The 22,290-nt window shown below is 68.6% G+C and carries 21 protein-coding genes and 1 riboswitch; of the genes, 7 read left to right on the top strand and 14 right to left on the bottom strand.

Annotated features, from left to right (window positions below; genetic code table 11):
* Nucleotides 1-4: 4 nt before the first annotated feature.
* A complete protein-coding gene (locus FHT26_RS12670) occupies nt 5-622 on the top strand; it encodes a glutathione S-transferase N-terminal domain-containing protein (RefSeq protein ID WP_168560473.1) in 618 nt (205 codons plus the stop codon).
* A 470-nt stretch (nt 623-1,092) separates the two neighbouring features.
* Here FHT26_RS12670 and FHT26_RS12665 read toward each other — a convergent pair whose 3' ends face one another.
* The gene (locus tag FHT26_RS12665) at nt 1,093-1,743 is read right to left on the bottom strand and encodes a LuxR C-terminal-related transcriptional regulator (RefSeq protein ID WP_168560472.1); all 651 of its coding nucleotides are present in this window, start codon (nt 1,741-1,743) and stop codon (nt 1,093-1,095) included.
* An 88-nt stretch (nt 1,744-1,831) separates the two neighbouring features.
* Nucleotides 1,832-3,460 carry an FMN-binding glutamate synthase family protein gene (locus FHT26_RS12660; protein ID WP_168560471.1) on the bottom strand — a complete coding sequence of 543 codons (1,629 nt, stop codon included), beginning with the start codon at nt 3,458-3,460 and terminating at the stop codon, nt 1,832-1,834.
* Between the two features lie 144 nt (nt 3,461-3,604).
* Here FHT26_RS12660 and FHT26_RS12655 point away from each other — a divergent pair, with 144 nt between their 5' ends.
* Nucleotides 3,605-4,075, top strand: coding sequence for an META domain-containing protein (locus tag FHT26_RS12655; RefSeq protein ID WP_168560470.1), 471 nt, complete (start codon nt 3,605-3,607; stop codon nt 4,073-4,075).
* 80 nt (nt 4,076-4,155) lie between these two features.
* Here the strand turns inward: FHT26_RS12655 and FHT26_RS12650 are convergent, their stop codons facing one another.
* From FHT26_RS12650 to FHT26_RS12640, 3 genes are all read right to left on the bottom strand, one after another.
* Nucleotides 4,156-4,635 (bottom strand): DUF4148 domain-containing protein, encoded by a 480-nt coding sequence (locus FHT26_RS12650; protein WP_168560469.1) that lies wholly within the window; start codon nt 4,633-4,635, stop codon nt 4,156-4,158.
* A 55-nt stretch (nt 4,636-4,690) separates the two neighbouring features.
* A complete protein-coding gene (locus FHT26_RS12645; protein ID WP_168560468.1) occupies nt 4,691-5,914 on the bottom strand; it encodes a 6-phosphofructokinase in 1,224 nt (407 codons plus the stop codon).
* Between the two features lie 140 nt (nt 5,915-6,054).
* Complete coding sequence (locus FHT26_RS12640) at nt 6,055-6,360, bottom strand: hypothetical protein (protein WP_168560467.1); 306 nt, start codon at nt 6,358-6,360, stop codon at nt 6,055-6,057.
* 116 nt (nt 6,361-6,476) lie between these two features.
* On the opposite strand from FHT26_RS12640, the gene FHT26_RS12635 reads away from it, so the two are divergent.
* The gene (locus FHT26_RS12635) at nt 6,477-6,632 is read left to right on the top strand and encodes a DUF3096 domain-containing protein (protein WP_082541910.1); all 156 of its coding nucleotides are present in this window, start codon (nt 6,477-6,479) and stop codon (nt 6,630-6,632) included.
* A gap of 18 nt (nt 6,633-6,650) precedes the next feature.
* Here the strand turns inward: FHT26_RS12635 and FHT26_RS12630 are convergent, their stop codons facing one another.
* Nucleotides 6,651-7,013: a hypothetical protein gene (locus tag FHT26_RS12630; RefSeq protein ID WP_168560466.1), complete on the bottom strand. Its 363-nt coding sequence runs from the start codon at nt 7,011-7,013 to the stop codon at nt 6,651-6,653.
* Between the two features lie 115 nt (nt 7,014-7,128).
* Here FHT26_RS12630 and FHT26_RS12625 point away from each other — a divergent pair, with 115 nt between their 5' ends.
* On the top strand, nt 7,129-7,335 hold the full coding sequence (locus FHT26_RS12625; protein ID WP_168560465.1) for a hypothetical protein: 207 nt from the start codon (nt 7,129-7,131) through the stop codon (nt 7,333-7,335).
* Nucleotides 7,336-7,348: 13 nt separating this feature from the next.
* Here FHT26_RS12625 and FHT26_RS12620 read toward each other — a convergent pair whose 3' ends face one another.
* The 7 genes from FHT26_RS12620 to urtA all read right to left on the bottom strand — a co-directional run bounded on the left by FHT26_RS12620 (nt 7,349) and on the right by urtA (nt 13,943).
* Nucleotides 7,349-7,675: an FmdB family zinc ribbon protein gene (locus tag FHT26_RS12620; RefSeq protein WP_168560464.1), complete on the bottom strand. Its 327-nt coding sequence runs from the start codon at nt 7,673-7,675 to the stop codon at nt 7,349-7,351.
* A 16-nt stretch (nt 7,676-7,691) separates the two neighbouring features.
* Nucleotides 7,692-8,921, bottom strand: a complete 1,230-nt coding sequence (gene fmdA, locus FHT26_RS12615; protein ID WP_168560463.1) for a formamidase — start codon at nt 8,919-8,921, stop codon at nt 7,692-7,694.
* A gap of 40 nt (nt 8,922-8,961) precedes the next feature.
* A complete protein-coding gene (gene urtE / locus FHT26_RS12610) occupies nt 8,962-9,651 on the bottom strand; it encodes an urea ABC transporter ATP-binding subunit UrtE (protein WP_168560462.1) in 690 nt (229 codons plus the stop codon).
* A 10-nt stretch (nt 9,652-9,661) separates the two neighbouring features.
* Entirely contained in the window at nt 9,662-10,405 is a 744-nt protein-coding gene (gene urtD, locus FHT26_RS12605; protein WP_168560461.1) for an urea ABC transporter ATP-binding protein UrtD, read from the bottom strand.
* Entirely contained in the window at nt 10,402-11,592 is a 1,191-nt protein-coding gene (gene urtC, locus FHT26_RS12600) for an urea ABC transporter permease subunit UrtC (protein ID WP_168560587.1), read from the bottom strand. Before urtC ends, urtD begins: the two co-directional genes overlap by 4 nt.
* A 43-nt stretch (nt 11,593-11,635) precedes the next feature.
* Complete coding sequence (gene urtB, locus FHT26_RS12595) at nt 11,636-12,550, bottom strand: urea ABC transporter permease subunit UrtB (protein ID WP_168560460.1); 915 nt, start codon at nt 12,548-12,550, stop codon at nt 11,636-11,638.
* Nucleotides 12,551-12,674: 124 nt separating this feature from the next.
* Nucleotides 12,675-13,943, bottom strand: coding sequence for an urea ABC transporter substrate-binding protein (urtA, locus tag FHT26_RS12590; RefSeq protein ID WP_168560459.1), 1,269 nt, complete (start codon nt 13,941-13,943; stop codon nt 12,675-12,677).
* A gap of 238 nt (nt 13,944-14,181) precedes the next feature.
* On the opposite strand from urtA, the gene FHT26_RS12585 reads away from it, so the two are divergent.
* The 3 genes from FHT26_RS12585 to FHT26_RS12575 all read left to right on the top strand — a co-directional run bounded on the left by FHT26_RS12585 (nt 14,182) and on the right by FHT26_RS12575 (nt 20,223).
* Entirely contained in the window at nt 14,182-17,583 is a 3,402-nt protein-coding gene (locus tag FHT26_RS12585; protein WP_168560458.1) for an ATP-binding protein, read from the top strand.
* Complete coding sequence (locus FHT26_RS12580) at nt 17,580-18,440, top strand: response regulator (RefSeq protein WP_168560457.1); 861 nt, start codon at nt 17,580-17,582, stop codon at nt 18,438-18,440. The genes FHT26_RS12585 and FHT26_RS12580 overlap by 4 nt, the downstream gene beginning before the upstream one ends.
* Before the next feature lie 70 nt (nt 18,441-18,510).
* On the top strand, nt 18,511-20,223 hold the full coding sequence (locus FHT26_RS12575) for a VanW family protein (protein ID WP_168560456.1): 1,713 nt from the start codon (nt 18,511-18,513) through the stop codon (nt 20,221-20,223).
* Here FHT26_RS12575 and FHT26_RS12570 read toward each other — a convergent pair.
* Nucleotides 20,209-21,993: a pectate lyase gene (locus tag FHT26_RS12570; RefSeq protein WP_168560455.1), complete on the bottom strand. Its 1,785-nt coding sequence runs from the start codon at nt 21,991-21,993 to the stop codon at nt 20,209-20,211. The two genes, FHT26_RS12575 and FHT26_RS12570, sit on opposite strands and share 15 nt — an antisense overlap.
* Before the next feature lie 205 nt (nt 21,994-22,198).
* A riboswitch (SAM riboswitch) is annotated at nt 22,199-22,270 on the top strand.
* Nucleotides 22,271-22,290 lie beyond the last annotated feature (20 nt).

Raw genomic sequence — 22,290 nt, 5'->3', positions numbered from 1 at the left:
ACACATGAAACTCATCGGCTCGCTCGCAAGCCCCTACGTGCGCAAGGTGCGCATCGTGATGGCGGAAAAGAAGCTCGACTACCAGTTCGAACTGGAAGACGTGTGGACGCGCGACGCGATCATGAAGTCGAACCCGCTCGGCAAGGTGCCGGTGCTGGTGATGGAAGGCGGCGAGGCGGTGTTCGACTCGCGCGTGATCGTCGAGTACATCGACACCCGCTCGCCGGTGGGCAAGCTGATCCCCGAGACCGGCCGCGAGCGCACCGAGGTGCGCACCTGGGAAGCGCTGGGCGACGGCCTGCAGGATGCCGCGATCCTGGCCCGGCTCGAGCAGACCTGGGCCGGCCGCAGCGAGGGCCAGCGCAGCGCGGCCTGGGTCAGCCGGCAGATGGACAAGGTGCACGCCTGCCTGGCCGCGATGAGCCAGGGCCTGGGCGACAAGCCCTGGTGCTCGGGCACCCACTTCACGCTGGCCGACATCGCCACCGGCTGTGCGCTCGGGTACCTCGATTTCCGCTTCGCGCACATCGACTGGCGGGGGAGCTATCCGAACTTGTCGAAGCTCTACGAGAAGCTCGCGCTTCGGCAGAGTTTCATTGATACGGCGCCGCCGAAGGGGTGAGGGGGCGGTTCACTGTGTGAGGCTGCTGCCGGGTCTCGCCCCGGCGGGCGAGTCACTTTCATTTGCTGGCTCAAATGAAAGTAACCAAAGCAAAGCGCCTCAACACACACCATACGGCTCGTTCTGGCTCGCTGCGGACAACACTGCCGCGCCGCCGGAACCCCACCTTGGTCGGGATTGTTGTCCGTTCTTCCCAAGCAGCTCGCTGCGCATCGCCTGGAGGCTGGATCGGCATTCGGGCTACGGCAACCCGAAGCGGGGCGTGTGACGAAAAAGGAAGGGCAACAATCCCAACCAAGGCGGAAGTGCAGCGGCGTGGCAGTGTTGTCCGCAGCGAGCCAGAACGAGCCGTATGGTGTTCGGGTTCAAGCGCCTTTGCTTTGGTTACTTTCATTTGGCAAGACAAATGAAAGTGACTCGCCCGCCGGGGCGAGACCCGGCAGCAGCCTCACACAGCGAGAAGCCCCCCCTCAAGCCGATTCCAGCGCCAACCCATTGGCCCGCAGATCGAACTGCAGCTTCTGATAAACCCGCCGGATCCCGCACGCCACCGTGTGCACGCTGGCATGCCACTGCTGCGCAATCTCGTCGATCAGGTAGCCCTGCGCCAGCCACTGCAGGATCTGCCGCTCCATGCCGGTCAGCACCAGCGGGTTCAGCGCCTCGGTCATCGTGTCGGCCAGCAGGGTCCGCGGCGGGGCCTCGAAGTGCGACAGCACCTGGCGGGCGATCGTCGGCGTCATCGGCGATTCGCCGCGCACCACCTCCTGCAGCCCGCTGATCAGCGCTTCGTGCGAATTGGCGTGCACCCAGTAGCCGTCGGCACCGGCCCGCAAGGCCTGCAGCAGCACCGTGTCGTCGTGCGACATCAGCGTCACCAGCACCTGCGGCCGCGTCGCGCGGCCGCCCTGGCGCAGGTCGCCGAGCAGGCCGTCGACCGGGCCGTCCTGCACCCGCAGGTCGGTCACCAGGATGTCGGGGTCGGTGCGCGCGATCAGCGGGCGCGCCTCGTCGACCGTGTGAACCGTGCCGACCACCTGGAAGCCCGGGGTGGCAGCGATCAGCGCCGCCAGGCGAGGGCTGGCCTCGTGGTCGCGCTGCAGTAAGACGAGGGACGGCATGGAAAACGGTCGGGCACGAAGATCGCTCATTCTTCGGCGCGCCACCCGCCGGTGCATCCCCACGACCCCGGGGCACCACCCCCCCTGACTAAGGGGTCATCGCAAAACTGTGGGCCTGCGCCGCCGGCCAGTACAGCCGGAAGACGTTGTGCGCCGGCTCGCTGCCGTCGAGCAGCGAACCCGGCTTCAGGAAGGGCAGCAGGTTCGCGAGCAGCTTCACCTCGTGGTCGGCGGAGCGCCGCACGATGTGCGACGCGGTGATGCCGCCCGGGTGCGCCAGCCCCGCGGCCTGCACCAGCTCCTTCAGCGCGCGCAGCGTGTTCTGGTGGTAGTGGAAGACGCGCTCGGACTTGCCAGGCACCACCAGCGCGCGCTGGCGCTGCGGGTCCTGCGTGCTGACGCCGGTCGGGCAGTTGCCGGTGTGGCAGGCCTGCGCCTGGATGCAACCGAGCGCGAACATGAAGCCGCGCGCCGCGTTGCACCAGTCGGCACCGAGCGCCATCATCCGCGCGATGTCGAACGCGCTGACCACCTTGCCGGCGCAGCCGAGCTTCACCTGGTCGCGCAGGTTCAGCCCGACCAGCGTGTTGTGCACCAGCAGCAGGCCTTCCTGCAGCGGCGCGCCGACGTGGTCGGTGAACTCCAGCGGCGCGGCGCCGGTGCCGCCCTCGGCCCCGTCGACGACGATGAAGTCGGGCGAGATGCCGGTGGCGAGCATCGCCTTCGCGATCGCGAACCACTCCCACGGGTGGCCGATGCACAGCTTGAAGCCGGTCGGCTTGCCGCCCGACAGCGTGCGCAGCCGCTCGATGAAATGCATCATCTCGACCGGCGTGTCGAACGCGCTGTGGCGGGCCGGCGAGATGCAGTCGACCCAGGCCGCGACACCGCGCGCCTCGGCGATCTCGGGCGTGACCTTCGGTCCCGGCAGCACGCCGCCATGGCCGGGCTTCGCGCCCTGGCTCAGCTTCAGCTCGATCATCCGCACCTGCGGCTGGGTCGCGTTGTCGGCGAAGCGCTGTTCGTTGAAGCTGCCGTCGTCGTTGCGGCAGCCGAAGTAGCCGGAGCCGATCTCCCAGATCAGGTCGCCGCCGTTCTCGCGGTGGTGCCGGCTGATGCTGCCTTCGCCGGTGTCGTGCGCGAAGCCGCCGCGCTTCGCGCCGGCGTTCAGCGCGAGGATGGCATTGGCCGACAGCGCACCGAAGCTCATCGCCGAGATGTTGAAGACGCTGGCCAAATAGGGCTGCGCGCGGCCGGCGCCGATCATCACGCGGAAGTCGTGCGTCGGCAGCTCGGTCGGCACCAGCGAATGGTTGATCCATTCGTAGCCGAGCGCGCCGACGTCCATCTGCGTGCCGAAGGGGCGCTTGTCGGGGTCGTTCTTCGCGCGCTGGTAGACCAGCGAGCGCTGCTGGCGCGAGAACGGCGCGGCCTCGTTGTCGCCCTCGATGAAGTACTGGCGCATCTCGGGGCGGATGAACTCCAGCAGGAAGCGCAGGTGCCCGATCACCGGGTAGTTGCGCAGTACCGAATGGCGGGTCTGCATCACGTCGCGCGCCCCCACTGCGAGCAGCAACGCGAACAGCAGCACGAAGGCCAGCCCGACATGGAAGGCCACCAGCGTGAACGCGCTGAGCAGCAGGCCGACCGCGCACACCAGCCAGGCGCTGTAGCGGATCGGGAAATACCGGTTCAGCCGGAGCAGCCAGTCTTGCATCGGAGCCTCCTCGTGGTCGCGCGATGGTAGTCGCTGGCCCGGGCACGCGAATGACGGAACAGCGAGACCGCAGCGCTGCTGTTCGGGCGATCCACGGGGCTTGCGGCGATGGACAGCGCAGTCCCCGCTCCGTATGCTCGCCCGATGACCCCCTTCCTGTTTCGCCGCGCGCTGTGCGGCACCGTGCTGTGCAGCGTCGTCACCGTCGCCGCTGCGGCCGACAAGCTGCCCGACCTGAACGCGACGCTCGCCGGCACGCGTTGGACGCTGCAGACCCTGGGCGGCGTGGCGCAGGCGCAGGTCGCGGGCGGCACGCCGGTGCAATTGAAGCTCGACGCCGCATCGCAGCGCCTGAGCGGCCACACCGGCTGCAACCGGCTGATGGGCCGCTTCGTTCAGCGCGGCACGCTGCTGACGCTGTCGCCGCTCGGCACCACGCGCATGGCCTGTGCCGAATCGGCGATGCTGCAAGAGCAGGCGGTGCTGAAGATGCTCGGCGAGGTCGACGGCTACCGCGTCGAGAACCGCACGCTCAGCCTGCTGCAGGGCGAGGTGGTGCGTGCGACCTGGAGTGCGCCCGCAAAGCCCGCCGTTGCAGGCGCATCCGCTCCCTGATCAAGCAACGCCCCGCGGAGCCGGCTTTGCCGGGCCGCAGGGCGGCGCCCCTTGGGGGCAGGAGCGAAGCGACTGGGGGTCTACGGCTTCGATTTGCCGGACTCTTCGCTGCGCTCGATCTCGCCGTTCTTCATCGCGCGCTTCGTTTCGGCCTTCACATCGGCCCGGTCGGCCGGCGGCGGCGATCCGGCAGCCGGCGGCGGCATCTTGTTCAGGTCGCCTTCCGACGTCTTCATCTCGCCCATGGCCTTTGCAGCCTTGGTGTCCGCCTTGACCTGCTCGCGCGTCGTTTCCGACGTGATCGGCTTGCGCTTGTTGTTGTGCTGCTCGCCGACCGGCACCTTCTTGCCGGTCGCCGCGGCCTCCCGGGTTTCGGCCTTGACCTGCTCGCGCGTCTTCGGCGCGGACGGGTCGTCGGTGGTGGTCTGGGCCAGCACGGTCTGCGAGCCGAAGGCGCCGGCCAGCAGCGCAGAGAGCAATAGCATCTTGTGGGTCATGGTGAATCCCTTTCCGGTGGATGGAGTGAGCCCATCAGACCCTTTTGCGACCCCGCGGCCCATCAGCGGGAGCCGGGCGTCGCGGTAGGAAATGCCCGACCCGCAGCCCGTGCCTGCTTCAGCCCAGCTTCTTCGGCACCGGGTGGCCGCGCAGCCGGTGCGCCTGCGGCATGTCGCTGCCGAGCAGCGGCCGCAGGTAGCTGCGGAACGCGTCGGTGACGGCATGGCCTTCCTCGGCGATGAACACGTCGTCCATCACCCGCGTCTTGCCGGCCACCGCGTCCAGCGGCAGCAGCTCGTAGCGCACCGCATAGTCGCCACAGCGCTGGATCGCGACCGAACCGTCGCGGTCGCCGCGCAACGCGAACTGCAATGCGGTCTCGCCGACCTCGCGCGCCTCGCGCTGGTCGACATCCGACACGCAGCCGAGGAACGAACGCTGCAGGTAGCCGAAGGTGTCGCCGCGCACGCGCTTGATCTTCAGCTGGTCCTTGATCAGGTCGCACAGCAGGTCGGCCAGCGCGCCGGTGCCCGACAGCTGCACGTTGCCGTGCGCATCGCGCTCCGGCCCGCCGCTCGCGAGTTGCGCCGCGATCGGCTCGCCCGACGCGTCGTGGATGCCTTCGGAGACCGCGATCACGCAGCGCCCGACGCGCTGGTGCGTCGCGCGCACGTCGGCCAGGAAGCGCTCGCGGTCGAACACGCGCTCGGGCAGGTAGACCAAGTGCGGGCCGTCGTCCGGGTAGCGCGCACCGAGCGCCGCCGCCGCCGTCAGGAAACCGGCGTGCCGGCCCATCACGACACCGAGGTAGACGCCCGGCAGCGCGGCGTTGTCGAGGTTGGCGCCGGCAAAGGCCTGCGCGACGAAGCGCGCCGCCGATGCATATCCCGGCGTGTGGTCGTTGCCCACCAGGTCGTTGTCGATGGTCTTCGGCACGTGGATGCAGCGCAGCGGGTGGCCGGCCTCGCGGGCCTCGTCGCTGACGATGCGCACGGTGTCCGACGAATCGTTGCCGCCGATGTACAGGAAATGGCTGATGCCGTGCGCCTGCAGCACCTTCAGGATCGCGCGGCAGTAGGCGCGGTCGGGCTTGTCGCGGGTGCTGCCGAGCGCCGACGCGGGCGTCGCGGCGACGGCCTCGAGCTGCTGCGGCGTCTCGCGCGCGAGGTCGACGAAGTCCTCGTCGACGATGCCGCGCACGCCGTGGCGCGCGCCGTAGACCGCGCTCACCTCCGGAAAGCGCTGCGCCGCGAGCACCGCGCCGACCAGCGACTGGTTGATCACGGCGGTCGGGCCTCCGCCCTGGGCGATCAGGATCCTGGCGTCGGGCGTCGTCGGCATGGGCTGCTCCGCGTTCTGGAAGACGCCAAGGGTAGCCGGTGATGTCGGACGTGCCTAGCGGGCCGAGCGCCGGGCCGCTCCCAGGCCGGCCCGCGCTCCCCTCGGGGGAGTGGCCGGCGTACCCGCCGGACGGGGGGCTGTCATTTCGTGGAGAACAGCTTGGCAGCGCGGCCTTTCAACTCGAGCAATTCGCTCGGCGTCACCGAGTACGCGCCCGACATGATGTCCACCTCGATGCGGAACTCGACGTCCCGCTTGCCGTTGGTCAGCAGCCCGGAGGTGAACTCGTAGGTTTCGTCCTCGACCGGCATGCCCTCGGCCTTCACGTCGTAGTCCTCGTACTGCACGTTGCGGATCTCGCCGCTGGCCAGGTCGAGCATGCCGGTGGAACGGATGACGGACTCGGTGAGCTCGTCGAAGATGACAATCGGCAGTTTCAGGTCCACAGCAGGCTCCAGGGAGAATCGGTGCGCCATCGTCTTCGATGCGCGGGCCGACATTCTAGGGACCTGCCCGCGGTCCGCCGTCAGCCACCCCGTCCACCCCCACCGGAACCCCCACCTTGAACATCCACCTGAGCCTCACCCCCCTGATTTCGCTGATCGCCGGCATCCTGGTGCTGGTCATGCCGAAGCTGCTGAACTTCATCGTCGCGATCTACCTGATCGTGATCGGCCTGGTCGGGCTGTTCGGCATGTCGTCGTTCCGGCTGCACTGAACCGCCGACCCGCCGCGGTCAGCCGTCGAGTTCCTCGTCGGCGGTGATCTTCAGGCGGACCCGCCGCACGCCGTGCACCTCGGTGCGGGCCGTCACCCGCAGCGGCTCGCCGACCGGCACGACCCTGCGCAGCCGCACGTCCAGCGAATCGCTGCCGGCGTGCGTCGCGACGCGGCGCGTCCAGGCCTGGGCGCCGTCGACCAGCACCCGCAGCGCATGGGCCGCATCGTCGCCGCCCAGCGGGTTGGCGACCTCGAAGCTGCAGAAGATCTCGAAGCGGCGCTCGCGCGTCGCGTGCGGCGGGATGTCGAGCTGGGCGGCGTCGTCGTCGCCGGCGTCCTCGGCCCAGTGTTCGGCGACATCGCGCGGCCGATCTGACATGGCGGCTGCCTGGGAAGGCTTCATCGGGTGTCTCGCATGCGCAAAAGTGGGGATGCTAGCGGGCCAGCAAAACCGCAGTCGATGCCCCACAATTGCCACTCCACCGGAGAGCGCCATGGGCACCCGTTTCGCACGCACCGCTTTCGCGCTGATCAGCATCGTCGCCGTCGCCGGCGCGGTGTTCCGGATCGCCACCGCCCCCGACCGCATCCGCGAACGCCACCAGACCGCGCGCACGGTCTGCCTGCAAAAGGGCGGCGAGTGGGTCACCGTCGACAACAACGAGATCTGCCGCAGCCCGGAGCTGGCCAAGCAGATGTAGCCAGGTGGCGTCCTCAATGACTGATCATCCACGGGCGCTTCCCCGCGAATGACCGCGGCGCCTTCGCCGCCTCGCCGCTGCGCTTCGGCCCGGCGCAACACCCACACCCCGCCGGATGGCGATAGCGGGCCGATTCCTTCGGCTCGTGCTGCGCCCGCTCGTTGGTCGCCAGCGCGAACCGCCGCTCGGGCGGCATGTCGGCCAGCCGGGGCGCGGCCACCCAGGCACGCGCCGACGGCATCTTGCAACGCGGGCAATCGGCGGGCACGTCGCGCTCGGCCATGGGCCGCAGCGCATCGAACGGCCCGCACTGCGGGCACCGGTAGTCGTAGGTCGGCATGGTCGGCGCTTGCGGCTCAGAGGTCGGGCGACATCGGCATGTCCGGTCCGCCCTGGATGTACTTCACCGGCCCGCCGGCGTTCGGCCGGATGTCGAAATCGAAGATCTGCGTCGGCAGCCACAGCGTCGCGCAGGAGTTCGGGATGTCGACCACGCCGCTGATGTGCCCCTGGACCGGTGCGGTGCCCAGGATCGAGTACGCCTGCGCCTTGCTGTAGCCGAACTTCGTCAGGTACTCGATCGCGTTCAGGCAGGCCTGGCGGTAGGCGACGTTGACGTCGAGGTAGTGCTGCTTGCCCTGCTCGTCGACCGAGATGCCTTCGAAGATCAGGTAGTCGTTGTAGTTCGGCGTGATCGGGCTGGGCCGGAAAATCGGGTTCCGGATGCCGTACATCGCCATCCCGCCCTTGATCACCTCGACCTTCATGTGCACCCAGCCGGCCATCTCGATCGCGCCGCAGAAAGTGATCTCGCCGTCGCCCTGGCTGAAATGGAGGTCGCCGACCGACAGGCCGGCACCCTTCACGTAGACCGGGAAGTAGATCTTCGAGCCGCGCGACAGGTCCTTGATGTCGCAGTTGCCGCCATGCTCGCGCGGCGGCACGGTGCGCGCGCCTTCGGCGGCCGCCTTGGCCTTCGCATCGCCGCCCAGCTTGCCCATGTGCGCGGTCGCGGCAAACGGCGGGTTCGCGAGCGGCGGCACGCGGTCGGGCTCGGTCGCGATCAGCCCGACCTCGCGCTCGTTCCACTTCGCCAGCAGCGTCGGGTCGGGCAGGCAGCCGATCAGCCCCGGATGGATCAGCCCGGCGTAGTTGACGCCCGGCACGTGGCGCGATCGGGTGAACATGCCCTGGATGTCCCAGATCGACTTCTGCGCGAACGGGAAGTGGTCGGTCAGGAAACCGCCGCCGTTGTTCTTCGAGAAGAAGCCGTTGAAGCCCCACAGGCTGTCGGCCTTGGCGCCGATGTCGAGCAGGTCGACCACCAGCAGGTCGCCCGGCTCGGCGCCATGCACGCCGACCGGGCCCGACAGGAAGTGCACGATCGACAGGTCGATGTCGCGCACGTCGTCGGCGCTGTCGTTGTTCTGGATGAAGCCGCCGGTCCAGTCGTAGGTCTCCAGCACGAAATCCTCGCCAGGCTTGACCCAGCAGGCCATCGGGATGTCGGGATGCCAGCGGTTGTGGACTTGCTCGTTCTCGTACGGCGATTGCTTCAGGTCGACCTTGATCAGGGTGTCGGGCATGGCGATGCTCCTGGGAATGTGGGAGGGGGCGGACGGAAATTCAGACGGAAAGGAACTGCCTGATGCGCTGCACGTCGGTGCTGGCGCGCGGGCTCTCGTGCACCAGCCGCCCGCCTTCGATGACGAACAACCGGTCGGCCACGTCCATCGCGAAGCTCAGCACCTGTTCGGAGACGACGATCGTGATCTCGCGCCGCTTGCGGATCTCGTTCAGCGCACGTGCGATGTCCTTGATGATCGACGGCTGGATGCCTTCGGTCGGCTCGTCGAGCAGCAGCACCTTCGGGTCGGTGACGAGCGCGCGCGCGATCGCGAGCTGCTGCTGCTGGCCGCCCGACAGGTTGCCGCCCTTGCGCGAGCGCATGTCGAACAGCACCGGAAACAGCGCGTAGATCTCGTCGGGGATGCGCCGGCTCGCGGCGTTCTCCAGGCCGGTCTGGATGTTCTCCTCGACCGTCAGCGCCGGGAAGATCATCCGTCCCTGCGGCACATAGGCCAGGCCCTTGCGAACGCGCTGGAAGCTCTCGTCCTTCGTGAGCTCGTGGCCGTCGACCTCGATGCTGCCCGAGCGGGTCGGCAGCACACCCATCAGGCTCTTGAACAGCGTGGTCTTGCCCATGCCGTTGCGGCCCATGATCGCGACCGTCTCGTTCTTGTTCGCATGGAAGTCGATGCCATGCAGGGCCTCGCTCTGGCCGTAGGCGACGTGCAGGTTCCTGACGTTGAGCATTGCGGTGTCCTCAATGACCGAGGTAGACGTCGATCACGCGGGGGTCGGCCTGCACCTGCTCCATCGATCCTTCGGCGAGGATCTTTCCCTGGTGCATCACCGTCACCTTGTGGGCGATCTGCTTGACGAATTCCATGTCGTGCTCGATGACGATCATCGAGCGGCCCTTGCAGATGCGCTTCAGCAACTCGGCCGTCAGCTCGCGCTCGCGCACGCTCATGCCGGCGATCGGTTCGTCGAGCATCAGCAGCTCCGGGTCCTGCATCAGCAGCATGCCGATCTCGAGCCACTGCTTCTGGCCGTGCGACAGCAGGCCGGCCTCCAGCTGCAGCTGGTCGGCCAGGCCGATCTCGGCGGCCACCGACTGCACCGCGTCGCGCACCTCGTCGTCACGCTTGAAGGCCAGTGCGCCGAACACGCCGCGCCCGCGCGGAAACGACACCTCCAGGTTCTGGAACACACTGAGGTTCTCGTAGATCGACGGCGTCTGGAACTTGCGGCCGATGCCGGAGCGCACGATCTGGTACTCCGGCAGCCGGCTCATCTCGGCGTTCTTGAACTTGATGCTGCCGGCGCTCGCGCGCGTCTTGCCGCAGATCAGGTCGAGCAGCGTGGTCTTGCCGGCACCGTTCGGGCCGATGATCACGCGCAGTTCGTTCTTGTCGACGTACAAGGTCAGTGCGTCGATCGCCTTGAAGCCGTCGAACGAGACGGTCAGGTCTTCGACCGCGAGCACGAAGTCGGTGTTGCTCATGACAGCCCCCACGTCGCTTCGCTCCTGCCCCCCGCGGGGGTGCCGGCCGGCCCCCCCGGGCGGCCGGGGGAAGCGGCCGTTGCCTGATCGGTCGCTTCGCTGCGCCTGCTTCGGCGCCGCATCCACCACGGCTTCAGCTTGTTCGCGTACAACCCGGCCAGCCCGTCGGGGAACGCAAGCACCACGCCGAGGAACATCGCGGCCATCAGGAACAGCCACAGGTCGGGGAAGCTCTCGGAGAAATAGGTCTTGCCGAAGTTGACGAGCAGCGCGCCATACACCGCGCCGACCAGCGACATGCGGCCGCCGACCGCCGCGAAGATCACCATCTCGATGCTCGGCACGATGCCCACCAGCGACGGCGACATGAAGCCGACCTGCAAGGTGAACAGCGCGCCGCCGATCGACGAGAGAAGCGCCGCCAGGCAGAACGCGAACACCCGGAACATCGCGACGTCGTAGCCGGAGAAGCGCACGCGGTCTTCCTTGTCGCGCATCGCGAGCAGCAGCGTGCCGAGCTTGCTCTTCTGGATCGAGCTGCACAGCACGATGGCACCGATCAGCAGCGCGACCGTCAGGAAGTACAGGATGTACTTCGCGCCGTTGGTGCGGGTGTCCCAGCCGAGCAGCGTCTTGAGGTCGGTCATGCCGTTGACGCCGCCGGTGTAGCCCTGCTGGCCGATGATCAGCACCGTCAGGATCAGCGCGACCGCCTGCGTGATGATCGCGAAGTACACGCCGCCGACGCGCCGCTTGAACATCGCGAAGCCGATCACGAAAGCGAGCAGCGTCGGCACCACCAGGATCGCGACCAACGCGAACGGGAAGTGGCGGAACGGCTCCCACCACAAAGGCAGCGCGGTGACCTGGTTCCAGTCCATGAAGTCGGGGATGCCCGGCGTCGACTGGATCTTCGTGGTGACGGGGTCGCTCGCTTCGAGCTTCAGGAACATCGCCATGCCGTAGCCGCCGAGGCCGAAGAACACGCCCTGCCCCAGGCTCAGCACGCCGCCGTAGCCCCACAGCATCACCAGGCCGAGCGCGACGAAGGCATAGCTCAGGTACTTGCCGACGAGGTTGAGGCGGAACAGGTCGAAGGCCAGCGGGAAGACCACGGCCAGCAGCAGCGCGAGCAGCAGCACGCTGCCCATGCCGCTGCGGTCCAGCCACGGCTTGATTCGGTTCATCGTGATGCGGGTCATCGGAATGCCTGGTGGATGAGGATGGCCTTCAACGCCGCACCTTGGCCGCGAACAGGCCCTGCGGTCGAATCATCAGGATCAGCACGATCAGCGACAGCGTCAGCACCTTGGCCATCGAACCGGTGATGAAGAACTCGGCGATCGACTGGGTCTGCGCGATGCCGAAGGCCGACACCACGGTGCCGAGCAGGCTGGCGGCGCCGCCGAAGGTGACCACCAGGAAGGCGTCGACGATGTAGAGCGAGCCGCTGGTCGGGCCGGTGGAGCCGATCGTGGTGAAGGCGGCGCCGGCCACGCCGGCGATGCCGCAGCCGATCGCGAAGGTCAGCCGGTCGGTCTGCCGGGTGTTGATGCCGGTGGCGTTCGCCATCACGCGGTTGGCGACGGTGGCACGCACCCGCAGCCCCCAGCGCGAGCGGTACAGCGCGAGCAGCACGCCGCCGGTGACGACCAGCGTCAGCGCCATCACGAACAGGCCGTTGATCGGGATGTCGAGCCCGGCGGACGGCGCCCACGAGCCCATCAACCAGTCGGGCAAGGTGGGACTGACTTCCTTCGCGCCGAAGGCCGAGCGGAAGATCTGCTGCATGCCGAGCGACAGGCCCCAGGTGGCGAGCAGCGTGTCGAGCGGGCGGCGGTACAGGTGGCGGATGAACAACCACTCGACCGCCCAGCCGGCGGCGAACGCGAAGCCGAAGGCCGCGACGATCGCGACCGGGAAGTACGCCGCCACCAGCTTCGGTGCGTAGCTTTCGGCGAGGTGCGACACGAAGTAGATCGTGTAGGCACCGATCGTCATGAACTCGCCATGCGCCATGTTGATGACGCCCATCTGCCCGAAGATGATGGCCAGGCCCAGGCCCATCAGCAACAGCACCGAGAACAGGCTCAGGCCGGCGAAGCCCTGCATCAAGCCGATGTTCAGCATCTCGGAGAAGGTCATCGTGTGTCCTTGGTGAGGCCCGTGGATGGGGCCCTTCGGCAGGCTCAGGGGAACCCTTCGACAAGCTCAGGGCGAACGGAATGCACACCGTTCGGGCTGAGCCTGTCGAAGCCCTTCGTCCAACTTACTGATATCCCTTCGGGAACGGATTCGGCTCGATCAAACCGGGCGACTCCGCCACCACCTTGAACTGCCCGTCCGCCTGCGCCATGCCGATGCGCGTCTTGCTCCACAGGTGGTGGTTCTCGTGCACCTTCACGTAGCCCTCGGGCGCGGTCTTCAGCTCGATGCCCGCCGACGCCGCGGCGATCTTGTCGACGTCGAAGCTGCCGGCCTTCTCGACCGCCGCCTTCCACAACCACGGCCCGAGGTAGCCGGCCTGCGTCACGTCGCCGATCACCGAACTCGGGCCGTACTTCGCCCGGAACGCCGACACGAAGGCCTTGTTGTTCGCGTTGTCCAGCGACTGGAAGTACTTCATCGATGCGTAGAAGCCGGCCATGTTCTCGCCGCCGATGCCCAGCACCTCGTCTTCGGTCACCGAGATCGTCAGCAGGAACTGCTTGTCGGCGGTGACGCCGGCCGCCTTCAGCTGCTTGTAGAACGCGACGTTCGAGCCGCCCACCACCGCGACGAAGATGCAGTCGGGCTTGGCGACCTTGATCTTGTTGATCAGCGAGTTGAAGTTGGTATGGCCCAGCGGGTAGTACTCCTCGCCGACCACCTTGCTGCCGGCCAGGTGCCCCTCGATGTGCTTGCGACCGATCTTCATCGAGGTGCGCGGCCAGATGTAGTCGGAGCCGACCAGGAAATAGGTCTTGGCCTTCTTTTCCTTGGCCGCCCAGTCGAGACCCCACAGGATCTGCTGTGTCGCCTCCTGGCCGGTGTAGATCACGTTCTTGCTCTGCTCCAGGCCTTCGTAGAAGGTCGGGTAATAGAGCATGCCGTTCTCCTTCTCGAAGATCGGCAGCACCGCCTTGCGCGACGCCGAGGTCCAGCAGCCGAACACGCAGGCCACGCGGTCGTTGACCAGCAGCTTCTTCGACTTCTCGGCGAAGGTCGGCCAGTCGGAGGCGCCGTCTTCCTTGATCACCTTGATCTTGCGGCCCAGCACGCCACCCATCGCGTTGATCTGGTCGATCGCGAGCTGTTCGGCCTGGATCGAGCCGGTCTCCGAAATCGCCATCGTGCCGGTGCCCGAATGCAACTGGCCGACCGTCACCTCGGTGTCGGTGACCGCCAGCTTCGTCGTGTTCACCTTGGCGGTCGGGAAGGCCTGCGCCGACGCCAGCCCGGACAGGCCCGCCAGCGGCAGCGCCGCGGCGGCTTGCAGCAGGCGGCGGCGCTGCATCATCGAATCGGGCTGGACGTCGTCGTTGCGATGGTCGGACATGGGGTTCTCCGGGCAGGTTGAGGGCATCGTCGGAACGCGCCGGCACCAAGCCTGGGCGGTGCCGCGTCGTTCACGCTGGTGCCGACTGTCCCGGATGGCGTGCGCAATCCGAATACGTCAATCAACGTAGGGCCGGTCGCGCCGCAGCGGGCGACACTCGCGCCGCAAGCGCAGGGCAAGCGGCAGGAGCGCTTCTTGCAAGCAGGAGCCGACACTGCCGTCGTTGTCGGAGAAGCCGGTGTCCGTGGCCACGCAAAAGATCTTTCGCATCCGCCGGGACTACAACACCTGGGTCGGCAACGAGACGCTCGAGGACTACGCGCTGCGCTACACGCCGCGCAGCTTCCGCAAATGGAGCGAGTTCCGCGTCGCGAACACCGCGTTCGGTGCCACCTCGTTCCTCGCGCTCGAGGCCATTGGCGGCTCGATCGCGATCGGCTACGGCTTCTCGAACGCGCTGTGGGCGATCCTCGTGGTCGGGCTGATCACCTTCCTGACCGGGTTGCCGATCAGCTACTACGCCGCGAAGTACGGCGTCGACATGGACCTGCTCACGCGCGGCGCCGGCTTCGGCTACCTCGGCTCGACGCTGACCTCGCTGGTCTATGCGAGCTTCACCTTCATCTTCCTGGCGCTCGAGGCGGCGATCCTCGCGCTCGCGCTGCAGATGTACTTCGACTGGCCGCTGTCGCTGTGCTACCTGCTGTCGTCGCTGGGCATCGTGCCGCTGGTGATGCACGGCATCACGCTGATCTCGCGGCTGCAGCTATGGACGCAGCCGCTGTGGCTCGTCCTGCTGATCTGCCCCTACGCCTTCGTGCTCGCGAAGAACCCGCAGGTGTTCGTCGATTTCACCGGGCTGGTCGGCCGCGCCTCGGGCAGCAACGGCTTCAGCTGGCTGATGTTCGGCACCGCGGCGACGGTCGCGTTCTCGCTGGTGGTGCAGATAGGCGAGCAGGTCGACTACCTGCGCTTCCTGCCCGAGAAGACGCCGGCGAACCGGCGCCGCTGGTGGGCCGCGGTGCTGGTGGCCGGCCCCGGCTGGATCGTGCCCGGCATGGTGAAGATGCTGGGCGGCGCCTTCCTGGCCTTCCTCGCGCTGCAGCACCAGATCCCGACCGAGAAGGCGGTCGAGCCCACGCAGATGTACCTCGCCGGCTTCGGCTACGTGTTCGACAACCCGGCCTGGGTCCTCGGCGCGACCACGCTGTTCGTGCTGGTGTCGCAGCTGAAGATCAACCTGACCAATGCCTACGCGGGCTCGCTCGCGTGGTCCAACTTCTTCGCGCGGCTGACGCACAGCCACCCGGGCCGCGTGGTGTGGCTGGTGTTCAACGTGCTGATCGCGGTGCTGCTGATGACGCTCGGCGTGTTCGAGGCGCTGGAGCGGGTGCTCGGGCTGTACAGCAACGTCGCGATCGCCTGGGTCGGCGCGCTGGTGGCCGACCTCGTCATCAACAAGCCGCTCGGCTGGAGCCCGCGCCACATCGAGTTCAAGCGTGCCCACCTGTACGACATCAACCCGGTCGGGCTGGGCGCGATGCTGTCGGCAGCGGTGCTCGCGATCGTCGCCTACGCCGGCGCGCTGGGCGCTGCCGCGCAGGCTTTCGCGCCGTTCATCGCGCTGGCCACCGCGATGCTGGTGTCGCCGCTGCTCGCGTGGGCGACGCGCGGGCGCTGGTACCTGGCGCGGCGCGACGTCGCGCGCTGGGCGCCCGGCCAGAGCATCAGCTGCACGGTCTGCGACAACGCGTTCGAATCCGAGGACATGGCGCACTGCCCGGCCTACGGCGCCCCGATCTGCTCGCTGTGCTGCACGCTGGAGTCGCGCTGCCACGACCGCTGCAAGACCGATTCGCGCGCGGCCGAGCAGGTGAGCGCGGTGCTGGCCGCGGCGCTGCCGCAGCGGCTCGCATCGCGGGTGAACTTCCGGGTCGCCCACTACCTGGTGGTGGCGGCATCGCTGATCGGGCTGCTGGCGGTGATCCTCGGCATCGTCTATGACCAGGAGGGCGTGCTTCACGCCACCGCCCAGGACGCGCTGAAGGCGCCGCTGCTGAAGGTGTTCGCGCTGCTGTCGCTGGCCGCGGCCGTCGGCGCCTGGTGGGTGGTGCTGGGCAGCGAGAGCCGGCACATGGCGCAGGACGAATCGAACCGGCAGAACCAGCTGCTGACGAAGGAGATCGATGCGCACCGCCGCACCGATGCCGCGCTGCAGGCCGCGAAGGACCTGGCCGAGGCGGCCAACCAGGCGAAGACGCGCTACGTGGCCGGCATGACCCACGAGCTGCGCACGCCGCTGAACAGCATCCTCGGCTACGCGCAGATCCTGCTGAAGGACGAGCAGGTGCAAGGCGTGCGGCGGGCGTCGGTCGACACCATCCACCGCAGCGGCGAGCACCTGCACGGGCTGGTCGACGGGCTGCTCGACCTGGCGCGCATCGAGGCCGGCCGGCTGCGGCTGGACATGGCGCCGCTGCCGATGCACGAGTTCCTCGACGACCTGGTGCGCATGGTGGCGCCGCAGGCGGAGGCGAAAGGGCTGGTCTTCACGCTGCAGACCAGCGGACGCGTGCCCGACCATGTGAACGCCGACGCGAAGCGGCTGCGCCAGATCCTGATCAACCTGCTGAGCAACGCGGTGCGCTTCACCGACCGCGGCAGCGTGACGCTGCGGCTCGACTACCGGCTGGAGCTGGCGCGCTTCGAGGTGATCGACACCGGCATCGGCATCGCGACGCAGGACCAGGAGCGCATCTTCCTGCCGTTCGAGCGCGGCAGCGCCGGCCGGCGCACCGGCGACCCGGGCACCGGCCTCGGGCTGACGATCACGCACCTGCTGACGCAGTTGATGGGCGGCGAGCTGTCGTTGAAGAGCGCGCCTGGCCAGGGCAGCACCTTCACCGCCCGGCTGTACCTGCGCGAGATCAGCGCGCCGATGCTGCCGCGGCGCACGCACCGGCCGGTCACCGGCTACCTCGGGCCGCGGCGCAGCCTGCTGGTGGTGGACGACCAGCCGACGCAGCGCCAGATGCTGGCCGGCCTGCTGATGCCGCTGGGCTTTCGCATCCGCGAAGCGGCGAGCGGCCGCGAATGCCTGGAGAGCGTGCTGGACGACTGCCCCGATGCGGTGCTGCTCGACGTCTCGATGGACGACATGGATGGCTGGCAGACGGCACGCCAGATCCGCGCGGCCGGGTTGCTGCACGTGCCGATCCTGATGGTGTCGGCGAACGCGTTCGAGAACCAGGCCGACAAGCTGGCCGCCGCCGGCTGCCAGGGCTTCGTCGACAAGCCGGTGATCGAATCGGAGCTGCTCGACATGCTGCAGCGGCACCTGCAGATCGAGTGGCTGGCCGAGCTGGCGCTGCCGAACTGGGCCGCGGCCGAGGCCGCCGGCGCGCCCGGGCAGTCCGGCGCGACGGCGCTGCCGGCCGAACTGGTCGGCGACCTGATCCGGCTGGTGCGGCTCGGTCACCTGCAAGGCGTTCAGGCCGCGCTCGACGCCGCGACGGCGCTGCACCCGACCGCCCAGGCCGAGCTGCGCGCGATGCGGCTGCTGGCGGAGCGATTCGAGCTCGACGCGCTGCTCGACCGGCTGACGCAGGCGCTGCGCGACCTGTCGACGGAGGCCCTGTGAGCGCGTCGCCGGTGGTGCTGGTGGTCGACGATGCGCCGCAGTCGCTGGGCGCGCTGTGCGTGTCGCTCGAGGCCGAGGGCTACACGGTGCTGGTCGCGCGCGACGGCGAATCGGCGCTCGCGCGGCTCGACCTCGCGACGCCCGATGCGATCCTGCTGGACGCGCTGATGCCGGGCCTGTCGGGCTTCGAGACCTGCCGGCGCATCAAGCGAGACCCGGCGCTGTCGCACATCCCGGTGATCTTCATGACCGGCCTGTCGGAGACGCCGCACATCGTCGAAGGCTTCGAGAGCGGGGGCGTCGACTACGTCGTGAAGCCGGTGCGGGCGCAGGAGGTGCTGGTGCGGCTGGCCACGCACGTGCGCAATGCGCGCGCGGTGCGGCTCGCGCGCGAGGCGGTGGATGTCGGCGGGCACGGCGTGCTGGTGCTCGATGCGCAGGGGCGCGTGGCGTGGCGCTCGCCGCAGGCAGCGGCGTGGCTGAGCGAGTTCCACCCTGAGGGCCTGCCGCCGGCGTGGACCGGTGATGGTTCGATGGAGCACCGCTCCATCGGTGAGGACGGCCGCGTGCTGGCAGTGCGCCATGCCGGCGCGGTCGGGCTGGGCGAGCGCATGCTGCTGCTGAGCCTGCAGGCCGCGAGCGACATGCTGCCGACACGCCTGAGCACCGCGTCGCTGACGCCGCGCGAGACCGAGGTGCTGTCGTGGATCGCCAAAGGCAAGACCAACCGCGACGTCGGCGAGATCCTCGGCATGAGCCCGCGCACCGTGAACAAGCACCTCGAGCATGTGTTCGAGAAGCTCGGCGTGGAGACGCGCGCCGCGGCGGCGGCGCTGGCGAGCCGGGAACTCGGCTGAGCCGGTCCGTTCTCGCGCGCTTCACACGGACTTCGCGTCCGCCTCGCGACCGACCGGCACATTCGCCGGCATGCACGACATCTCTCCCCTCCCCGCTTCCTCGATGCCGGCCGCGTCAGGCTGGTGGACCTCTCGCCTTCGGGCCCTCGACTTCGCATGGCGTGCCGAGGGCCTGCGCTGGATGCGCCGCGGTCGCGACCTGGTCGACCGATGGAACGGCACCCGCTTCGCGACCACCCGATCGACATCGCAGGACCCGGTGCGTGCCGAGTGCATCACGCCGTTGTGGACGCAACACGCGCCGCACGAATGGCCGCTGACCGCCGGCAAGGTCCACAACCTGCGGACGGCAGCCTCGCGGCTCGACGGACTCGTCGTGCAACCCGGCGAAGTCTTCAGCTTCTGGCATGCGATCGGCGCCCCGACCTGTCGCCGCGGCTTCGTTCCCGGCCGGGAGTTGCGCGAGGGGTGCCTGATCGCGAGCATCGGCGGGGGCCTGTGCCAGCTGTCGAATGCGCTGTATGCCGTGGCGCTCGACGCCGGGGCGCGGATCGTCGAGCGCCATCCGCATTCGCGTGCCGTGCCGGGCTCGCAGGCCGAGGCACGGCGCGACGCGACGGTGTTCTGGAACTACCTCGACCTGCGCTTCGCGCTGCCGCAGCGTGTCGTCGTCGAGGCGCGGCTCGACGGCGAGCGCTTGATCGTCCGGCTGCGCGGTGCATCGCCGCCAGCGCGGTCAGCACGGACCGTTCCGATCGAGCCCGACCGCCGGCCGCCGGCGCACGACTGTCTGGACTGCGCGCAGACGGATTGCCTGCGCCGCGTGGCTTCGCGCCCCGTCGGTGAACGGGTCGCCGTGATGCCGGTGGCCGGCTGGCCGGAGTTCGACACCTGGCTCGCCGCTCGCGGCATCCGCCTTCGCGCGCTATGGCCGACCGGGCCGGCCGGCCTGACCGAGCGCTGGCATCGGCTCGCGGCGCGCGCCTGCCGTCATCGGCCGGCCCGGCGCCAGCACCACTTGATCGCCGCCTGCGATGCGCGTGCCTCGGCCTGGCTCGCGCGGGTGCCGACCGAGGCCGACGAACTGATCGTTCCGGTCGATGCGCTGGCCGAGCTGCAGCGCCGCGGCGCGCTCGGCGGCCGCCGCGTGACGGTGATGATGACCCGGTCGCCGCTGCGCATGCTGCATCAGCAGCTGGACGACCAGGCCGGCGAACCGACCGCGGCCGGCCTGCGCGAGTACCGTGCGCCGGACTGGCGCGTCGATGCCGAGTGGAAGGCGCTGCGGGGCGCGGTTCGCGTGCTGACGCCGCACCATGCGGTCGCCCGCTGGTTGCGGAGCCGCGGCCTCCATCAGGTGGGCCTTCTCGACTGGGACCGACCCGCGGCAACGCCTTCGGCGCGCGGCGGCACGCTGCTCTTTCCGGCCTCGTCGCTGGCGCGCAAGGGCGCACCCGCGCTGCGCGACGCCTGCCGGGCGCTCGGGCTGCCGCTGGCCGTGCTCGGCCGCGCCAGCGAGTCGCCCGGCTTCTGGCAGGGCCTCGAGCAGGTGCCACTCGATGCGGGCGACCCGTGGCGCGACATCGGTGCCGTGGTGCTGCCGGCGCATGTCGAGCATGCGCCGCGCTGGCTGCTTCAGGGCCTCGCGCGCGGTCTGCCGGTCATCGCAACGCCGGCGTGCGGGTTGGATCCCCGCACACCGGGCCTGCGCCTGGTGCCGGCCGGCGACACGCTCGCGCTGACGCTGGCCCTCTACGAGACGGCCGCCTCAGACCACCGGTGACACGAACGCGATCAGCCGTCCGAGGCGCCGGATCACATCCGCCGTCACGATGAACTGCGGCTTGTCGCGCTTCACGTAGGGCGCGATGTCCGGCGGGTTGTCGGCCGGGTACGGCGAGGTGTCGTAGATGTCGCCCACATGCTTGCTGCGGTAGGCGGTGCCGGTGTACGGCGTCGCCGGCCCGTCGCCGCGGTAGGGGTTCACCACCTCGGGCACCGGGGCCGTCCAGTAGTTCTTCGTGCCGAGGTCGGCGACCAGCGTGTCGACCTCGGTCTGCGGCACCACCGGTGTCGTCATCTTCGCGCCCGCGAACAGGTCGGGGAAATCGACCTCGCGGATGCCGAAGTATTTCGGCAGCGCGGTCGGCTGCGTCGCCTTCAGTGGCGAGCGCGCCACCAGCTCGGCCACCGCCGCGTCGCTCATGCCGCTCAGCTCGTCATACCGCTTCTGCAGCCCGGCGATGTCGATCGACCGCCCAGCCGAGTAGTGGCTCAGCGTGTTCGTCAGGTCCTTGTCGGCGAAGTAGGCGCCGTTGTGGATGTTGGAGCCGTAGCGGTGCACGTACAGCGACTCGTTGCTGTCGAGCTCGATGAAGGTGGCATGCGTGCGGCCGTTGAGCAAGGCATTGCGTTGCACCGCATCGGCCGGCAGCGGCACCGTCTTCAGCCACGCGATGGCCTCGGGGATGCGCGCGAGGAACTTGCGGTCGCCGGTCAGCGTGAAGTAGTGGAACAGCTGCTGGATGTTGGTCTGCGTGGTGTGCGTGGCCAGCGAGCGCGGCTCGTAGGTGCGCGCGCCGGCGGCGGCGCCGGCCGGGCGGCCGTTCGTCTCGCGCGACAGGTGCTGCAGGCTCCAGCCGGCCTGCGGCCCGGGCTGCTGCATCGCGCGCATGCACTCCATCGCGCGGCCGATGTTGTCCAGCAGGTCGGTGCGGCCGAGTGCCATCACGCACATCGTCAGGAACTTGATGTTCTCGCCCATCACGTCGTCGTTGAAGGTGACGTGCAGCGTGTAGTCGCCATCCTCCATGCCGGCATGCGCACCGGCCGGGAGCTGCTCGGGGTTCGGCTGCGGCATGCCGGCCTTCGAACCGGCGTAATGCGGGAAGCGCTGCGGCCAGCCGCCGTTGGCGATGCCGAGCTCGGCACCGAACTGGGCCTGCTTGATGAAATCGATGGCTCGATTCAGCGGCGCTTCGAAGCGCGCGTCCTTCTTCTCGAGCCACATGCGCAGCATCAGCTGCGAGGCGACCGCGGTGCCGGCGTCGTCGAAGGTGGCGTTGCCGTAGTAGTTCTGGAATTCCTCGAGGCGCCAGCCGTTCTTGCCGATGGTCTCGTACCAGTGCTTCAGCGAGTCTTCGCCGGCGAAGTCGTGGATGTAGTTCCAGCCGCCCGAGGCATGCTGCGCCGCGACGACCGCGAGCGCGGTGCGCTCGGCCGCCTGGTAGAAGCGCTCGTCGCCGGTCGCGTGATACGCGTCGAGGAACACGTTGCCGACCGACGGCGTGCCGGGCGGCTGGATCCAGCACATCGTGCGCTTGGCCTCCATCTCGCCGAAGGTCTGCGTCAGGTCCGGCGAGTACGACCAGACGTAGCCGCCGCGGTACGAGACCTTTTCGTCCATGTAGGCGACCGCGCGTTTCATCGCGTCGATCGCGGTGCCCTGCGCGGTGGGCGGGGCCGGCGGTGCCGGGTTGTCGTCATCGCCGCCACCGCAGGCGGCCAGGGCGACGGGGCTCAAGGCGGCCCCGAGAAAGCTGCGTCGTTGCATGTTGTCTGCCTCCTGATGTTGTGAAATGACAAACGATTTCATCGTGTGTCATCAGTCATCGTACAACTCAAGAATCAAGGGTTTGCTGGGGCAATCCCTGTCAGATTGCACGCAATCGGATGCAAACCGGCGGAACTATCCTCAAGAGATACGACGACATGGCCCGCTTCTTCGTCTCCGGGGCGAAACGCCCCGGCGCCCTATACTTGCCGCCAGCGCTGATTTGTTCCGGCTTGCGGGCGCTTTAAAAAACCAGCTAAAGAATGGACGCACCCACCGGTGTCCCGATTCTTGGCG

The sequence above is a fragment of the Rhizobacter sp. SG703 genome (assembly GCF_012275445.1).
GTDB lineage: Bacteria > Pseudomonadota > Gammaproteobacteria > Burkholderiales > Burkholderiaceae_C > Rhizobacter.
This window is presented reverse-complemented; position numbering and strand designations above follow the sequence as displayed.

Coding starts and splice junctions, on each gene's coding strand:
- FHT26_RS12670 (WP_168560473.1), top strand. CDS start 5: ATGAAACTCATCGGCTCGCTCGCAAGCCCCTACGTGCGCAAGGTGCGC.
- FHT26_RS12665 (WP_168560472.1), bottom strand. CDS start 1,743: ATGCCGTCCCTCGTCTTACTGCAGCGCGACCACGAGGCCAGCCCTCGC.
- FHT26_RS12660 (WP_168560471.1), bottom strand. CDS start 3,460: ATGCAAGACTGGCTGCTCCGGCTGAACCGGTATTTCCCGATCCGCTAC.
- FHT26_RS12655 (WP_168560470.1), top strand. CDS start 3,605: ATGACCCCCTTCCTGTTTCGCCGCGCGCTGTGCGGCACCGTGCTGTGC.
- FHT26_RS12650 (WP_168560469.1), bottom strand. CDS start 4,635: ATGGGCCGCGGGGTCGCAAAAGGGTCTGATGGGCTCACTCCATCCACC.
- FHT26_RS12645 (WP_168560468.1), bottom strand. CDS start 5,914: ATGCCGACGACGCCCGACGCCAGGATCCTGATCGCCCAGGGCGGAGGC.
- FHT26_RS12630 (WP_168560466.1), bottom strand. CDS start 7,013: ATGTCAGATCGGCCGCGCGATGTCGCCGAACACTGGGCCGAGGACGCC.
- FHT26_RS12625 (WP_168560465.1), top strand. CDS start 7,129: ATGGGCACCCGTTTCGCACGCACCGCTTTCGCGCTGATCAGCATCGTC.
- FHT26_RS12620 (WP_168560464.1), bottom strand. CDS start 7,675: ATGCCGACCTACGACTACCGGTGCCCGCAGTGCGGGCCGTTCGATGCG.
- fmdA (WP_168560463.1), bottom strand. CDS start 8,921: ATGCCCGACACCCTGATCAAGGTCGACCTGAAGCAATCGCCGTACGAG.
- urtE (WP_168560462.1), bottom strand. CDS start 9,651: ATGCTCAACGTCAGGAACCTGCACGTCGCCTACGGCCAGAGCGAGGCC.
- urtD (WP_168560461.1), bottom strand. CDS start 10,405: ATGAGCAACACCGACTTCGTGCTCGCGGTCGAAGACCTGACCGTCTCG.
- urtC (WP_168560587.1), bottom strand. CDS start 11,592: ATGAACCGAATCAAGCCGTGGCTGGACCGCAGCGGCATGGGCAGCGTG.
- urtB (WP_168560460.1), bottom strand. CDS start 12,550: ATGACCTTCTCCGAGATGCTGAACATCGGCTTGATGCAGGGCTTCGCC.
- urtA (WP_168560459.1), bottom strand. CDS start 13,943: ATGTCCGACCATCGCAACGACGACGTCCAGCCCGATTCGATGATGCAG.
- FHT26_RS12575 (WP_168560456.1), top strand. CDS start 18,511: ATGCACGACATCTCTCCCCTCCCCGCTTCCTCGATGCCGGCCGCGTCA.
- FHT26_RS12570 (WP_168560455.1), bottom strand. CDS start 21,993: ATGCAACGACGCAGCTTTCTCGGGGCCGCCTTGAGCCCCGTCGCCCTG.